This window comes from Shewanella sp. (genome assembly GCF_013214165.1).
GTDB lineage: Bacteria > Pseudomonadota > Gammaproteobacteria > Enterobacterales > Shewanellaceae > Shewanella.
In genome coordinates, this window is record NZ_JABSSM010000007.1 from 26,772 (window position 1) to 43,412 (window position 16,641).

The following is a 16,641-nucleotide window of genomic DNA, read 5'->3' on the forward strand; positions in this document are numbered from 1 at the left end:
GAGCATGTTATTTAAGCATCATTCAAGGTCACTAATTCAGGTCAATTTTATGAGCTCAGCAGTACAGCCCGCCACAGAGACATTTTTAGCCCTTAAGTTCGATAGCGGTGAGATATTGCCTAAATTCGACAATGCCAACAACTGGCAGGAGCGCTATCGCCAGATAATGCTCCTGGGCAAGACCTTACCTAAACTCGAAGATGAGTTTCGTGTGGAGCAGGCCCAGGTCAGGGGCTGCGAGAGTAATGCCTGGCTCTATCATAGTGAGATAGACGGCAAGCATTACTATCTCGCCGACAGCGATGCCCGCATAGTCAAAGGCCTAGTTGCGCTATTGCTGACCGCTTGTCATGGCAAGAGCGCAGACGAGATTGCAGCGTTCGATACTGAGGCCTACTTCGATCGATTAGGCTTAACCGGACAACTCAGCCCCTCGCGCACCAATGGACTGTTTGCCTTGGCTAAGGCAATTAAAGCATCAGTCTGACTGACTTGTCGGATCACAAGTTTCAAATATCTTTTTAAGTTGGCTTTATTGGGCTGGTTAGTTATTTGATTAGCTTGCTAAGTACCATAGCATCATTGGTGTTAATTGCTTGCAGCAGACTCACATGTAAATACTTCTGTGGGACGCTATAAATATGTCCCTATACGCTCTGCGGTTTCATCCCTGAAACCGAAGCCCACAGCCGCATCTACATCAGGTTATTTATCTCTTCGATTTAAGATTTTTTGGTTAGTAACTCATTTCTGGACAGAAACGAGTCTGCAGCTTCAGCTTTAAACTCGGTTATTCTCATTAAGTTTAGTATGGCTTAACTGAGATTAACTACGGACATAAGGTGCTCCACGATGACTCAACCTAAGAACCTAACTTTATACTAAAACAACTATCTGGGTATTGATGGCTGTTTTTCAGAATAAGCATCTAAATTATTTAATCCAGTTAGAATTACGTCTGGTTAATTTATTCCTCATATAATCCATTGTATAAATGACATGTCTGTTATTTGGCCCTCCATCTAACTTGATCCGGATATTTGTAATGTCACAGGGCTTAACCTCTGCGTCAAACCATCCCAACTCATTTATTTCACTGGAAAACATACCGTTAAAATCGACGTAATCAGTTCGTGTTATTGGACGTGATAGAGATTGTAAAATGCAAATTTCCTCCTCTATGTCCTCACTAATATAACCAGCCTTTTTCAAGTAAAACACTGTTGGACTAAATAGAGAGAGGTGTGTTTTAATAATATCGTATGAATTTTTATCAATGTGAGCCAATCTATAACAATGAAGTACAAGGTGTCCAAGTAAAGAAGAAATGGTTGAATATACATGGGCATATTTGTAGTTTTTAAGGATTATAGCAACTTCTTCTTCGCTATAGTTTTCATATAACGATTTCAGATAAATCACCACATCAGCCCACTCAATAGTGGATGATTCTCCGTCATGCCTATGAAAGATTACTTGTTTATTTGCATGGTCATGGTCCCAGCGTTTGAAATTAATTTTATCTAGGCATATTTTTATGTTTTCATCTGGTACTTTTTGAGGTTCCGATATCATATTAAATAAAACAGAAACCAAATAATTAATTTCTGCCGTTATCATTTCAATAGTTCTAGTATCCTGCAAATGACATAACTGGCGCTCAACTGATCTTGAGTTTTCTGCAATTTGCAGCTCACTTTCTTCGCGAGAACTCCTGATTTGAAAATACAAAAAAACTATCGTAAAAAATGTGATTATTGGGGTTAATAAACCACCAACATATGTACTAAAGTTCGCCCAATCTTGAGTCTTATTAGAAAGGCCACCATGGCCAAACTGGTAGACATAAGAAAGCACAATTGGAGAGATTAAAAAAATCGAGCTAATAATCACAATACGCTTAAATTTTTTGGTTTTCTTTTTCATACCAATATAGCCCATTATTTCATAAAATCGTCAGCGATTTAGTTAATTGACATTGATTGTATCACATTGATTTAAAATAATAAATAGCAATACCAAACGATTAATAAAACCGACTAAACTGTCAAGATTTTTAAATTTAAAAGGGGTAAGTAGGGCTTAGAGCTATCACTCTAAGACGTACCTGGACAAAAGTTTGTTCACTTGTTGGATAATAAGTTTCAAATATCTTCTTTGATTGGTTTCATTGGGCTTACTGGGCACTTGCTAGCATACTAAACACCATGGCCTCATTGATATCTACTGCTTGCAGCAGGTACTGTGCATGGATGCTGCACTTGCAACCCAAATAGCGACCCCAATATCGACAAAAAAAGGCCGTGTTTGACTCGCTTATTTTACTAATATCAAATTAAGGTAATTTAGAATAAGATTAGATTGCAGAGAAAAAAAACTGACAAACCAGAGTGGTTTAACTACGGAGAGAGTCCTATTGAGTACCTTAGAATTTAGCAGTAAATTACCGAATATTGGCACCAGCATATTTACGTATATGACAGGGCTGGCAAACCAATACAAGGCCATTAACCTCTCTCAAGGCTTCCCTGAGTTTGATGCCCCGAAACGGTTAAAGCAAGGCTTGGCCAAATACTGCGAGCTAGGTTTTAATCAGTACGCTCCCTCCTCTGGACTGGCACCACTACAAACTCAAATTGCCTCCCTCATCGAGCGTCAATACGCCGTAGATGTCAATCCAAATGATACGATAACCGTGACGTCGGGAGCGACCGAAGCCTTGTTTGTCGCCATTCAGGCCATCACTCATCCAGGCGACGAAATAATCATCTTCGATCCGGCCTATGATTCCTATGAGCCCGCCATTGAACTGGCCGGAGGCCGTGCGGTACATATCGCAATGCAGGCGCCGGATTATGCCATAAACTGGCAACAGGTCGCGGCCGCGATCAGCGACAACACCCGCGGGATTATTATCAATACGCCCCATAATCCCAGCGCAAAAACGTTAAAACAAGCTGATTTTGATGAATTAAAAGCACTGGTGCTCAAGCATGATCTGCTGATAATAAGTGATGAGGTATATGAACATATCACCTTTGGTAACACGCCCCACATCAGTGTATTAGGCGATGCTGAACTTTTTCCGCGCGCTTTCGTGATCTCCAGTTTTGGCAAGACGTTTCATTGCACTGGCTGGAAGATGGGGTACTGCGTAGCCCCCCGGATGCTGACACAAGAGTTTAGGAAGATTCACCAATATGTCACCTTTTCAAGCTTCACCCCAGCGCAACTGGCGTTAACAGATATGCTGGCCGAAGAGCCTGAACATATCACAGCACTCGCATCTTTTTATCAACACAAGAGAGACGTGCTCGTTAATGCGCTGCAAAATAGCCGTTTTAGGATTTTACCCAGCGAAGGCACCTACTTTTTACTGCTAGATTACTCTGAGATCTCAACACTAGACGACATGTCATTTTGTGAGTATCTCGTCAAAGAGGTTGGCGTAGCGGCCATCCCACTGAGCGTGTTTTACCAAACAGCCCCGGCTGATAAAGTCATTCGCTTATGCTTTGCCAAAGAGGATAAAACATTGCAGCAAGCCGGTGAAAAACTATCTGCTTTGTAGTGAGCAGAATTCACTATTGATATTGACTCACTTGTCGGATAACAAGTTTCAAATATCTTTTTAAGTTGAGTTCATGGTACTGGTTTTGTTGTTTGATTAGGTTTATAAATGCCATAGCTTCATTGGGGGTTATTGCTTGCAGCAGTGCCGTGCAGGGTCTCGTATGTTCCAGACATACATTAGACATTTCCTATCTCCCTATAGGTCAGATTCACCAATGTCGTGATCACAAGGTCAGAGATGCTCCCTACATCTCAAGACATTTCCCATATCTCTATGGGTCAGCGTGGGGAATGCCTGAGTGATATCTGGAGTATCGCAGGCCCTATAATTAGGTCAGATTCACAAATGCCGTGGTGACAGGGATGTCATAGAACGGCCTTGTTTCGGAAAATCGCAGCCGCGTTCACACCCTGTTATTACTCTCTTCGATTTGGCTTTTCTCTATATGACAAACAAGCAGCTGGACATAGATGAGATAGAACACTCGCTCTAACTCAAAAGATATTAAAACTGAACAAATGCGATTCACCACGGAGAAAGGCAACAGTTCAAGCCTTTGGAGACCTTCATCTTTACCTCTATGTTCTCCGTGGAAGCGTAGCACTTCTGATATTACGCTTGGACAAAGTTATGCCTGTCCCGTCTTTTGTCTTTTGTCTTTTCCTACCAATGTAAACCCGAACAGGCCAAGAACATGCTCATTAGAAGCTAGAACACAGTAATTAGCTTAGTCCGCATGGGTGTTACACCAATTAAAAGATCGGACCGGCATATCTTTTGTACTTTAGCGCATCCTCTAATCTGGCCTTTAGTTATCACCATTTAATGGCTTAGTTGAGAATGGCAAATAAGACTTCAACTCAAGAGTTCCTGTGCCTCCAAACCCCTTCGCTTTTAATACACAAGTGCAGACGCGGCTATGACCTTCGGAAACAGGGATGTTTTCGTAGAGCTTACATGGACGTATTTACAGCGTGTCATAGAAGTGTCAGCACATCGCCCACCGCAGGTGTTAGATAACCAGAAGGGTTAACTTACAAATTCACGATCAAGTAACTGGAAATCTCACGCTGGTCGATAACGTTCCATAGTCCCATCCTGAACTACAAGCATGTAGGAAACGCCATAGGGAGTAAAAGATCGGACCGGCATATCTTTTATACTTTAGCGCCTCCTCTAATCAGGCCTTTAGTTATCACCATTTAATGACTTAGTTGAGAAGCGATGAGTAAAAATATCGGTTAACGCTAAAGCAAGGTTCATCAGTCAATTTGACGTTTACATCAACAAAAAATCGCTGAACACTGGCAGCGACTCTGGTTTAACGCATAGGTTTTGGTGTAAAATCTCTCCCTTCGACAGCCATTTAAGCCTAACTGATCCCAACTATGCCAAATGCCCTATTTTACGTGATGCCCGATGAGGCTAACAGCCCCACCGAGGCGGCGCAGCAGGTACATAGATTAGCCTGTGAGCTTGCACAGAATGCCTATGCAAGTCAGCAACTGGTTTATATCCATACCCAAGATAGAGAACAGGCTTATGCTGTCGATGAATTGTTATGGCAATTTGAGCCCAATTCTTTTGTGCCCCATAACCTCAAGGGGGAAGGCCCGCTCACGGGGGCACCGGTGGAAATCGGTTTCGATAGCTTGGGGCCCAATAAAAATCGTCATCTTCTGATTAATCTTGCAGACCAAGTACCCTCATTTGCGGTAAACTTTGGCCATATTATCGATTTCGTTGCCAATGATACTGGCCACAAGACGATCGCACGCGATCGTTACCGCCAGTATAAGAGTCTTGGAGTGACATTAAACACTCAAGACTTAGCGAAACAACCACTTAATTTTGTTTGAGAAATACTAGCTCCTATGGAAAAAACATATAACCCGCAGTCTATAGAACAGTCTCTTTACCAAAGCTGGGAAGAGAAAGGTTACTTCAAGCCACATGGCGACGAGTCCAAAGGCAACTATTGCATCATGATCCCGCCACCCAATGTGACGGGTAGTCTGCATATGGGTCACGCCTTCCAAGATACTATTATGGATACTCTGACTCGTTATCAGCGTATGAAGGGTAAAAACACCCTTTGGCAGGTAGGTACGGATCACGCGGGTATTGCGACTCAGATGTTGGTTGAGCGCAAGTTGGCAGCCGAAGAGGGCAAGACTCGTCACGATCTTGGCCGCGATAAGTTTATCGATAAAATCTGGGACTGGAAGAAAGAGTCCGGGGGCACTATCACTAAGCAGCTGCGTCGTCTTGGCGCCTCTGTGGATTGGGATCGCGAACGTTTCACCATGGACGAAGGCATGTCTGAAGCGGTTCAGGAAGTGTTCGTTCGCTTGTATGAAGATGATCTGATCTACCGTGGTAAGCGCCTGGTTAACTGGGATCCGGCCCTGCATACGGCGATCTCAGATCTCGAAGTCGAGAACAAAGAGAAGCAAGGCAGCATGTGGCATTTCCGCTACCCACTGGCCGATGGCGCCTTGACTAGCGACGGTAAAGACTATTTAGAAGTGGCCACCACTCGTCCTGAAACCATACTCGGTGACAGCGCCGTCGCGGTTCACCCCGATGATGAGCGTTATGCATCCTTGGTCGGCAAGTTTATCCTGCTGCCCATAGTTAACCGTCTTATCCCTATCGTTGCCGACGATTATGTCGACATGGATTTCGGTACAGGTTGTGTGAAGATAACGCCTGCTCACGACTTTAACGATTACGAAGTCGGTAAGCGTCATGCCTTGCCCATGTACAACATCTTAACTTTCGATGCGGCTATCCGTAGCTCGGCCGAAGTGGTTAACACAGATGGCACCAGCAATACCGAGTTAGATAGCAGCCTGCCCGAGCGTTATGCTGGTCTGGATCGTTTCAAGGCTCGTACGGCAATCATCGCAGAATTTGACACCCTAGGACTACTGGGCAAGATAGATCCACACGGATTAAAAGTGCCTTATGGCGATCGCTCCGGCGTGGTTATCGAGCCATTACTCACCGATCAATGGTACGTGTCGGTTGCCCCTATGGCGAAGACTGCCATGGAAGCGGTCGATAACGGCGATATTAAGTTCGTGCCCCAGCAGTACGAGAACATGTACAACTCCTGGATGCGTGATATTAACGATTGGTGTATCTCACGCCAACTCTGGTGGGGACACAGGATCCCGGCCTGGTACGACGAGGCGGGTAAGGTCTACGTTGGCCGCGACGAAGCCGAAGTACGTGCTAAGCATAAGCTTGATGACTCGGTCGTGTTACGCCAAGACAAGGATGTACTCGATACCTGGTTTAGCTCGGCGCTGTGGACCTTCTCGACCCTTGGCTGGCCGAAGAACACCGAAGAGCTTAAAGCCTTCCACCCAACCGATGTATTGGTCACTGGCTTCGACATCATCTTCTTCTGGGTTGCCCGCATGATCATGATGACCATGCACTTCATCAAAGATGAAAATGGCAAGCCACAGGTTCCCTTTAAGACCGTTTACGTGACCGGACTCATTCGTGATGAAGTCGGTAATAAGATGTCTAAATCTAAGGGCAACGTACTGGATCCGTTAGACATGATCGACGGCATCGATCTTGAGTCACTAGTGACCAAGCGTACCGCTAACCTGATGCAGCCAAAACTGGCTGCAAAAATCGAGAAGAGCACACGTAAAGAATTCGCCGATGGCATTGAAGCGCACGGTACCGATGCCCTGCGTTTCACTTTAGCGTCTATGGCATCCACTGGCCGTGATATCAGCTGGGACATGAAGCGTCTCGACGGTTACCGCAGCTTCTGTAACAAGATCTGGAACGCCTCACGCTATGTGTTGATGAACACAGAAGTGCAGTCAGAAGATCAAGACAGCAATGTCGCAGGCGAGCCATTAGATTGCGGTCAAATCTTAGTCGACGGTAAGCCGGGCGACATGGAGTTGTCTCTTGCGGATCGCTGGATCATAGGCCTGTTTAACCAAACCGTTAAAGCCTTCGATGAGCACATGGAGAACTACCGTTTCGACCTAGCGGCAAACACCATCTATGAGTTCACCTGGAACCAGTTCTGTGACTGGTACTTAGAGCTGACGAAACCTGTGATGCAGACTGGCACCGAGGCTCAGAAGCGTGGTACCCGTCATACACTAGTCACTGTACTCGAGCAGATGCAGCGTCTGATGCATCCTATGATGCCTTATATCACAGAGACTATCTGGAAACGCGTACAGCCCCTAGCTGGCGTTACCGGCGACACGCTTATGTTGGCGCAGTTCCCTGAATATCAGGCCGATAAGGTCGATGACAGCGCGATGGAAGATCTCGAGTGGGTTAAGCAGGTCATCATTGCGGTACGTAACATCCGCGCCGAGCTCAACATTGCCCCGTCTAAGCCGCTTAATGCCCTGCTACGCGGCGTCAGTGAGCAAGACAAGGCTCGTCTAGAAGAAAACCAAACCTTCTTCAAGACCTTGGCTAAGCTCGAGTCCATGACGATTCTCAGCGACGACGAGACGGCACCTATGTCCACCACTCAGTTGATTGGTGACATGGAGCTGCTTATCCCTATGGCGGGTCTTATCGATGTGGCTAAAGAAGTCGCCCGTATCGACAAGCTTCTCGAGAAGGCGGCCGCTGAGTTTGCGCGCATAGAAGGTAAGCTGTCTAACTCAGGTTTCGTGGCGAAAGCCCCGGCAGCCGTGATTGACAAAGAGCGTGCTAAGCAAGTCGGATATCAACGCGATATCGACAAGCTAACCGAGCAGAAAGCTGAATTGGCTAAGCTGGAAGGCTAGAAGAAGCGTTGAGTTCCTAGGAGCGAGAGCCTAGGAACAAGCATTTTTGACTAACACTAGAAAGGGCTGTCATCGTGACAGCCCTTTTTGTTATCACAGCCATCGTTGTAGGACCGGCTTCAGCCGGGAGAGGTGCCTATCGAAATCGGGATCCTATTTCTGCCGAAATGCTCACAGGGACCATCGAAACGTCCTGGTATTTGGGTACCGCAATATTGGCACTTGCCGCTGTGATTGAGGTGATACTCGCCTAACTCGTACCAGTCTCGATTGATGACCAACTGATGACATGACGGGCAGTAACTGCTGCCGCCATCTGTGTCATGGATATTGCCGGTATAGACATAGTTGAGCCCCTGCGCCAGGGCAATTTCTCTGGCCCGCATCAGAGTCGATGCCGGCGTTCTGGGCTTGTCTAACATATGAAAGTCGGGATGAAAGGCACTGAAATGCAGGGGAACATCATGACCTAAGTTATCGGCTATCCACCTGGTTTGTTGCTCCAGTTCTTTGACTGAGTCGTTTTCATCGGGGATCAAGAGTGTGGTTATCTCGAACCAGACTTTAGTTTCATGCTTAAGATAGAGCAAGGTATCGAGTACATCGCTGAGATTTCCGCTACATATCTTGTGATAGAAGTCTTGAGTAAAACCTTTCAGATCCACATTGGCCGCGTCCATATAGCGATAAAACTCGATCCTGGGCTCGGGGCAGATATAACCCGCTGTCACCGCCACAGAATTAATCCCCAGCTCATGACAGGCCTGAGCCACATCGATGGCATATTCGAGGAAGATAACCGGATCGTTATAGGTGAAGGCGATGCTCCGACAACCCATGCGCTTGGCCGTGACCGCCAATGATTCCGGACTGGCGCTCGAGCCTAAGGTATCGAACTCACGTGACTTACTGATGTCCCAGTTCTGACAGAACTTACAACAGAGGTTACAACCTGCGGTGCCAAAAGAAAGTACAGAACTGCCGGGATAGAAATGATTCAGGGGTTTCTTCTCGATGGGATCGATACAGAAGCCACTGGAGCGTCCATAGCTGGTGAGCTTAATCTGATTATCTATGTTTTGGCGCACGAAACAGACCCCGCGCTTGCCCTCGCGCAGTTGACAATGTCTGGGACATAAATCGCATTGCACCCTACCATCGTCCAGCCGATGCCAGTACTTGGTTGTTACAGTACTGGCTTGTGCAATATTAGTCTGTCCAACATTGCTATTAACACGATTAGTTTCACCTGTATTGGTACTCGATTTAGACATCATCAGCATGTGTCCAGCTTGGCCTATACTTAAAGCCTAGTTTAAAAACTTGACTCAGGTATCAGCAAGCTGAGAAAGCTGGCTTAATCTATCCGGTAACGCTCAACTTCCATCCGCATAGATTCGGCTAGGCTGACCAGCTCACGCGTGGCGAGATTACTCTGCTCCGCACCTGCGGCGGTCTGATCGGAAATATCACTGATATTGATGATGTTTTGATTTATCTCCTCGGTAACCGAACTTTGCTGCTCAGAGGCGGTGGCGATCTGGGCATTCATGGCTGTGATCTGTTCGACGCTGGCGATTATTTGTCGCAGAACATCGCCGGCATGCCGAGATTTATCCACGCTCAGCTGTGCCTGCTCGGTGCCACGATCCATCATCACCATTGAGTCTCGACTTCCTTGCTGTATGCGTTGGATCATCTGCTGTATTTCTTCGGTGGCATCCTGCGTTCGCTTGGCCAAGGTGCGAACCTCATCCGCCACCACGGCAAAACCCCGTCCCTGCTCACCGGCACGGGCTGCCTCTATCGCGGCATTGAGCGCCAATAAATTGGTCTGCTCGGAGATCCCCTGGATCACATCCACCACGCCGCCAACTTCATCGGAATGACGTTCTAGGAGTTTCATCGACTCGGTTGCCTGTTCCATTTCCAGGGATAGGGTCTCGATCATGCTGATGCTCTCCTCCACCACAGACTGACCATTGACGGCGGCAGCATCGGCCTCCACCGAGGCAGTCTCCGCCGCAGCGGCGCTCTGGGCAACCTCTCTCACCGTCGCGGTCAACTCATTGATCGCCGTGGCAATCAATTGTGTCTGTAGCTGTTGTTCGACCACATTCCTCTGAGTCTGGGTCGCCACCACAGCGTTTTCTTCGGCCGAACTGGATAACTTAACCGTCGACAGGTGAGTGTTTTCGATTGCCTGCTGGAATCCCGCCGCAATGGCATCGACCGTGATAGCAATATGGGTAAATTCATCGTCTCCCCCAAGATTGATGCGCCGAGTCAGATCGCCGTTCGCTATCGCATTGGCGGTATTTTCCAGCTGGGTGACAGCATGACTCATGCGTCTGATGATCAGCGTCGAGCCTAGGGTGATAAGGACGATACTGACACCGGAAAATAGCAAGACTAACAGGGTGAAGGCGGCAATATTCTCTTGGGAGCGGGTGAACATTTTTTCCCCCTCCGCTATCTGCAATTCCTCAAACTCTTCGGCTGCGGCTCTTATGTTGGCAAACGGTGGATTAACCTGTGTCAACAATAACCGCTCCGAGTCTTCATAGTCCCCACGCTGCAGCGCTGCCAGTGCAGGCACAAAGCCTGTCGTGCTGATGTCGTCAAGCCCGAAGGCCAGACGATTTATCAAGACTTTTTCTTCGGCGTCTAATGAGGCGGTGAGCAACTTCTCATCGACGATATAATGCAGCGCGTCGAGGGATGCTTGCACCGCCCGCACATGCCTATCTAGCGAGTGGTCATGCATGGCCGCAGACTTAGTGCTAGGATCATGTTGAAAAGCCAGCAATAGCTCGCCACGCGCGTTGCCTAACTCGTCAAGAAGCTTACCGATATTGATACTGTGCTCCATGCCTTGGGTGTATAGCTCCTCGATGGAAGCTCCCGACTCTTCCATGCCGGAAATGCCTTTATAGCCTAAAAAAATGAATGCAATGACCGTCAATAGCACTATCGCTTGCAGCTGAAATCTAATCGACTTCATCCGCTGTAGCGGGCCAGAAGTTTTATTGTGACCCACTGCGACGCTAGCATTGGCTCTCTCTGCCTTAATGGCTAAGACTACTGACATATTAAATTCCTTTTATTGTTATAATGTAACAACTTAGAATATAGAATAATGGCAGCCAGTTTATTGATCCAGATCTCACTGTCAGCAGATTTAGTAAAACACCTATATAAGGAGGATTGAATCATACTTGAGCATGGATCGCAGCTAGGGTATGAAACAGGTTCATGGCTTATGCCTGTTCCTTAACCAACCACGTTCGAGATCCGCTGACGCCCGACATGCTCACAGGATCCAGCGCAGCGTTCTGGAAGTTGCGCATTGTAATAATAGGCACTGTGATCCAGGTAATATTCGCCTGACTCATACCCGTCGCGGTTGATGACTGGTCTACAAGATTGGTGTTTACAGTATTGCAGTCTGTTCTCGGTTTAGACATCATCAGCATGTGTTCACCTTGGCCTATACTTAAAGTCTAGTGTGGAAAGTTTGGCTAGGTAACCGATGCTAAGTTCTATTCGCCCTCCCGCCGTCGCAGGACTGTTTTATCCGGCAGATCCTATGGTGCTATCCGCTCAGCTAGCCAGTTATATGCATCAGGCTCAGGCACCGCTAGCTCAAATATCCAATACGATAGCTAAGGCAATTATCGTGCCTCATGCGGGTTATATTTACTCGGGCATGGTGGCAGCTCATGGCTTCTCCCACATCGAGAACAACAAACATAAAATTAAACGCGTGGTTATACTCGGTCCCGCCCATACCCTTTATCTGCAAGGCTGCGCCATCCCCGCAAGCACCCACTTCTCCACGCCTCTGGGCAAGTTGCCCATTGACGGCTCTGGCGCTGAAAAATTGGCGGCATATGATGGCGTCATCATCTCCAATATCCCCCATCGAGAGGAGCACAGCCTGGAAGTCGAACTGCCCTTCCTGCAGCACTGCCTGGATGAATTTGAGATCCTTCCCATCCTAGTGGGCGACATAGCCCCTGAGCTGATGGCCGAATTGTTGGAGTTAGTCTGGGGTGGAGAGGAAACCTTGATTGTTGTTAGCTCAGATCTAAGCCACTTTCATCCCTATGATGAAGCTAAGCGATTAGACAGGGCAACTTGCCAGAAAATCCTGGACAATAACAGCGACATATCTTCCGAGCAAGCCTGCGGTTGCCGTTCACTTAATGCGCTTTCCCTCCAGCTTATACGTCATAATCTCAAGATCAGTCAACTGAGTTATCAAAACTCTGCTGACTGTGCCACTGGCTATGGGGCTGACAAGAATCGAGTGGTCGGCTATGCCAGCTTTGCCATCAGTTAACCTGACCGAGTCCGATAAACGTCAATTGTTAGCACTGGCGCGAAGCACCTTAATTGACGCCTTCGGCTCGGTTCCAGCGGCCAACCTCCCTATGACTGCACCCGGAAAACTCCCCAATGAAACCCTTGTCGAGTTGAAGCTGGGTTGCTTCGTGACCCTGACGCTCGACGGTAAACTCAAAGGCTGTATGGGCTGCATAGAAGGTGAGCGAACTCTGGCTAATAGCATCCCAGATCTGGCCAGCAGCAGCGCCTTCTACGATCGCCGCTTCTCACCGCTGCAGAAGTCTCAGTTAGGTCGAGTCACGATAGAGATATCGCTACTCTCGCCTCTTACCCCTTTAAACGTCAGCAGCCAGCTTCAGCTCGAAAAATATCTAGCGCGGGATCATTATGGCCTAGTGCTTAAGGAAGATGGATTAAGAGCCGTGTTTCTTCCCCAGGTCTGGGCGCATTTCCCCAGCCCAAAAGCCTTTATCGATGCCCTGAAAGTTAAGGGCGGCTGGCCCGAAAATTATTGGTCAGATAAGATAGAAGTGGAGCTATTTAAGGTTATCCACTTCAGCGAAAAACACCTAGGTGGTTAACCATGAGCCTGCGACACATAAGCACATTTTATCGCTGTTATTGAACCTCATCGATCCTTATTTGATTTACAAATCGAAAGCCATCAAGATGTGAGCAAATTGTTTATGGTGTTAATAATATGAAATGGCTCATTTCTGGTTGCTTGCTAATAAGTTTAGTTGGATGTGGAGGCGGCAGCGATGACGACTCAGGTAATAATGACGGCGGGGGAACGCCGCCGGCTTCACTGCAGGCCCCTGATGTGGAAGTGGGTGACAACCTGATAAGTTGGAATCATCAAACGATCACCATATCAGCCCAGATCACGGTTTATGCCGAAGGTGAGACCCAGTATCTGTGGCAAATTATCGACGGTCCTCTGGTCACGCTCTCGGGTACCGACACTGACACTGTCAGTATCGATGCCTCATCACTGCAACAAGATGCAGACTTAGTGCTCGAGCTAACCGTCACCGACAGCACAGGAAAGAGCAGCCAAGACAGTCTCAGCATCAGATTAAATGATCAGATAACCGCAGCGGTGAACATTGGCGATCCAGCATTAATCGATGGCTTACAAGATCAAGTTATAACCAGAGCACTGAACATTATTCAGCAGTATCGTGTCGATAATGCCGCTATGTTAGCCTCAGTCTATCAAGGCAATGATATCGTCTATGACTCGGGGCAATACTCGCAGATGATCCGCCTCAATCAAGCCGTTCATCGTTATCCCCAGGTTAAAAGTGTCGAGCTTATCCGTGGTAACGGCGGCCGAATCTTCGCGGCCGCCAGCGACAAGTCGGGGCAGAGGAATGCCGCATTTGGCACCGACATCATCAGTAGCATGCAGCAAGGCAACAACTTAGCCTATCAGCAGAACTTTAAACGGCTACTGGCCTGGCTATTGGATAAAGACCTGAGCCAAGAGCAGGCTGAAGATGTTCGTCTGTTTCTAATGGCTGGCAACACAGTCAATCGTATCACCAGCTGGATATCGACCCAATACCCGAACTGGAGTGTCACTTTATGTGATGATGAAGCGACGCAAGCATCCTGCCTACAGGCTGGCAGTCTTATCATCACAGGCTCCAGCGGCGGCCTGAGTGAACAAGGTGTTAGCTCACTGCTCATGAGTGCTCAGTTGCAAGGCACGCCTCTGCTCTATATGCATCTTCATAGCTGGAACAGTGTGCCGCTCACCCAAACCGTACTCGAGCTGATGGACTTTTCCATGCAGGGACCCGGCGGACCAGGGAACTTCTTCTCCCCGGATAAGGCGAGCTGGTCTAACTATACTGAGATGCTAACGGCAAAACCTTCCCTAACGGCGGAGCACCTGTGGTTAAGCCTGTTCGAAAGTCAGGATCCTGATTTCAATCTAGCCAGGTGTGCAGATCAATGTGACGCCCTGTTCGATGAGCAATACAGGCCGGCACTGAGTCATATCCGCGCCCAGCTGCAGTCGCTAGACACTCAACATCTGGATATGTTCGAGCAAGAAGATCATCGACTCTATAAGCTGCTCACCTTGCTCGGTGACAGCTACCGTTCACGAATCAAATACCCTATGGATGTGACGACGACAAACGAGATGGACTTCCTTGAGGCCATGTTTGCCGATAATACTGTCTATCACTATCGCAACATCAACCCGGTACCCAGTGACCTAGGTAACTTCAGCCGCAGCGACTTTTCCCATATCACGCCAACGGACGCAACGATAAGCCTCAGCAGCAAGAAGGGCTTCCGCTCCGTCGGTGTCTACGCGCTTCCCGGTCAAACGGTCACAGTGAGTAGAACCGATAGCAATGACGTCAGAGCCTGGGTGTTTATAAACACTCAAAGGGCTGGCTCCACCCACGAATTTGATAACCAAGGATATAACCGGGCTAAATACCTGCAATCGACCCAGATCGAAATACAAGCTGGACAGAGCATCAAGTTCACCTCGCCCTACGGTGGCCCCATGCAAGTCAAATTCGACAAGGGTGATATAGACACTGAACTCAAGTTTAGCCATATCGGCCTTCACCCTTACTGGCGTGAAGGCATGGACGGCGCTCAGTTTATGCAGCAATTGACCCTGGCTAAATTTGATTGGGCCGAGCTGGCGACACCACATTTTGAGGTTCACTCACGCCTAGACAAGATGCAGACCACCATGTCCCATGAACCGCTATGGGATACCCCGGAGAAGATGGGGCAGGCCATAATGACCCATGTGCATAATTATCCCCATGTGTTAGCCGGATTCAAGGGACCCTTTATCGATGAGGTGAGCGAGATCACAGATTTTGCCATCGCTCAGGGATGGGACATAGATAATCTCGATACGGTAAAACATATGAACGCCGACCAACCGACCTGCGGTTCGGGTTGCTCGGGTAATCCCTATGATGCCGGCTGGTCATTTAGTCCTACGGGACACGGAGATATTCATGAGCTTGGCCATGGCCTAGAGAAGGGCCGCCTCAGATTCGATGGCCATGAAGGTCATTCATCGACCAACCCCTACTCTTACTACACTAAGTCTCGCGCCTATAAGGAGAGCGGTAAACTGCCATCGTGTCAGGGCTTGTCTATTGAAGATGAGTTTGAGGTACTGCAGGCCAGCATGAGGCAAGCCGATCCGTTCAAATATATGCAAGATGCTAAGCTCACCAGTTGGTCGAACGGCATGGCGACTATGCTGCAGATGATGGTGGCGGCGCAACAACATGGCGCATTGGAAGATGGTTGGCACCTGCTGGCCAGATTACATATCTTGTTGCGCGAGTTTGAGCGCGCCAAAGCCAATGAAGATGCCTGGCTGGCAAAACGTGCCAGTCTTGGCTTCAGTGGGTATAGCTTGAATGCGGCTAAGACTATCTCCAATAATGACTTCTTATTAATCGCCATGAGTTATTCAACCAGATTGGATTATCGTGATCTGTATCAAATGTGGGGACTTGCGACCACGAAAAGTGCCCAAGATCAGCTGGCAGGATTTAGCTACACCAGCATACCAAGGCAAGTTTATGTCTATGCGCCGGGAGATTATTGTCTCGGACTCGACCTTCAAGCTGTGGCGGTGGATGGCAATCAAACCTGGCCACTCGACTAGCCAAGCGAGAATATAAAATAATCGATAGAAGAGGCTTGTCTAATACCAGGCCTCTTCTATGAGCCTTATCTCTTTAGTAACCCTTGGCATCTTATCTAGTATCACGCTCAAACTCCCTACCCTAATGATTGCCAGAAAAACCACATATTATCAACAAGATTAACGCCTAAGTAAGACCTGTGATACAGGTGTTTTGTGAAGTTTTCTCGATTGGTTTTGGTGTTTTGCAGTAAATTAGGTAAAGTGTCGACAGGCATCAC

The 16,641-nt window shown here is 47.8% G+C and carries 10 protein-coding genes; 7 read left to right on the forward strand and 3 right to left on the reverse strand.

From position 1 onward, the window contains the following. Window positions 1-49 precede the first annotated feature (49 nt). Entirely contained in the window at window positions 50-487 is a 438-nt protein-coding gene (locus tag HRU42_RS03390) for a SufE family protein (RefSeq protein WP_295028936.1), read from the forward strand. A gap of 446 nt (window positions 488-933) precedes the next feature. On the opposite strand, the gene HRU42_RS03395 is transcribed toward HRU42_RS03390, so the two are convergent. Then, a complete protein-coding gene (locus HRU42_RS03395) occupies window positions 934-1,926 on the reverse strand; it encodes a hypothetical protein (RefSeq protein ID WP_295028937.1) in 993 nt (330 codons plus the stop codon). 490 nt (window positions 1,927-2,416) lie between these two features. Between HRU42_RS03395 and HRU42_RS03400 the strand changes: the two genes are divergently transcribed. The 3 genes from HRU42_RS03400 (at window position 2,417) to HRU42_RS03410 (ending at window position 8,364) form a co-directional block, all read left to right on the forward strand. Continuing rightward, window positions 2,417-3,571 (forward strand): methionine aminotransferase, encoded by a 1,155-nt coding sequence (locus HRU42_RS03400; RefSeq protein ID WP_295028938.1) that lies wholly within the window; start codon window positions 2,417-2,419, stop codon window positions 3,569-3,571. Between the two features lie 1,391 nt (window positions 3,572-4,962). Further along, complete coding sequence (locus tag HRU42_RS03405; protein ID WP_295028939.1) at window positions 4,963-5,433, forward strand: DNA polymerase III subunit chi; 471 nt, start codon at window positions 4,963-4,965, stop codon at window positions 5,431-5,433. A gap of 15 nt (window positions 5,434-5,448) precedes the next feature. Continuing rightward, the gene (locus HRU42_RS03410; protein WP_295028940.1) at window positions 5,449-8,364 is read left to right on the forward strand and encodes a valine--tRNA ligase; all 2,916 of its coding nucleotides are present in this window, start codon (window positions 5,449-5,451) and stop codon (window positions 8,362-8,364) included. Between the two features lie 119 nt (window positions 8,365-8,483). On the opposite strand, the gene amrS is transcribed toward HRU42_RS03410, so the two are convergent. Beyond that, window positions 8,484-9,638, reverse strand: coding sequence for an AmmeMemoRadiSam system radical SAM enzyme (gene amrS / locus HRU42_RS03415; RefSeq protein WP_295028941.1), 1,155 nt, complete (start codon window positions 9,636-9,638; stop codon window positions 8,484-8,486). 83 nt (window positions 9,639-9,721) lie between these two features. Continuing rightward, window positions 9,722-11,455 (reverse strand): methyl-accepting chemotaxis protein, encoded by a 1,734-nt coding sequence (locus tag HRU42_RS03420; RefSeq protein ID WP_295028942.1) that lies wholly within the window; start codon window positions 11,453-11,455, stop codon window positions 9,722-9,724. 441 nt (window positions 11,456-11,896) lie between these two features. Here HRU42_RS03420 and amrB point away from each other — a divergent pair, with 441 nt between their 5' ends. From amrB to HRU42_RS03435, 3 genes are all read left to right on the forward strand, one after another. Then, window positions 11,897-12,709: an AmmeMemoRadiSam system protein B gene (gene amrB, locus HRU42_RS03425; protein ID WP_295028943.1), complete on the forward strand. Its 813-nt coding sequence runs from the start codon at window positions 11,897-11,899 to the stop codon at window positions 12,707-12,709. Beyond that, window positions 12,687-13,295, forward strand: coding sequence for an AmmeMemoRadiSam system protein A (gene amrA / locus HRU42_RS03430; protein ID WP_295028944.1), 609 nt, complete (start codon window positions 12,687-12,689; stop codon window positions 13,293-13,295). Before amrB ends, amrA begins: the two co-directional genes overlap by 23 nt. 119 nt (window positions 13,296-13,414) lie before the next feature. Further along, entirely contained in the window at window positions 13,415-16,381 is a 2,967-nt protein-coding gene (locus HRU42_RS03435; protein WP_295028945.1) for an ImpA family metalloprotease, read from the forward strand. Window positions 16,382-16,641 lie beyond the last annotated feature (260 nt).

Excerpts from the sequence above, each read along its gene's own strand:
- HRU42_RS03420 (WP_295028942.1), bottom strand. The coding sequence starts at position 11,455 with ATGTCAGTAGTCTTAGCCATTAAGGCAGAGAGAGCCAATGCTAGCGTC.
- HRU42_RS03435 (WP_295028945.1), top strand. The coding sequence starts at position 13,415 with ATGAAATGGCTCATTTCTGGTTGCTTGCTAATAAGTTTAGTTGGATGT.
- HRU42_RS03395 (WP_295028937.1), bottom strand. The coding sequence starts at position 1,926 with ATGAAAAAGAAAACCAAAAAATTTAAGCGTATTGTGATTATTAGCTCG.
- HRU42_RS03410 (WP_295028940.1), top strand. The coding sequence starts at position 5,449 with ATGGAAAAAACATATAACCCGCAGTCTATAGAACAGTCTCTTTACCAA.
- amrS (WP_295028941.1), bottom strand. The coding sequence starts at position 9,638 with ATGTCTAAATCGAGTACCAATACAGGTGAAACTAATCGTGTTAATAGC.
- amrB (WP_295028943.1), top strand. The coding sequence starts at position 11,897 with ATGCTAAGTTCTATTCGCCCTCCCGCCGTCGCAGGACTGTTTTATCCG.
- amrA (WP_295028944.1), top strand. The coding sequence starts at position 12,687 with ATGCCAGCTTTGCCATCAGTTAACCTGACCGAGTCCGATAAACGTCAA.
- HRU42_RS03405 (WP_295028939.1), top strand. The coding sequence starts at position 4,963 with ATGCCAAATGCCCTATTTTACGTGATGCCCGATGAGGCTAACAGCCCC.
- HRU42_RS03390 (WP_295028936.1), top strand. The coding sequence starts at position 50 with ATGAGCTCAGCAGTACAGCCCGCCACAGAGACATTTTTAGCCCTTAAG.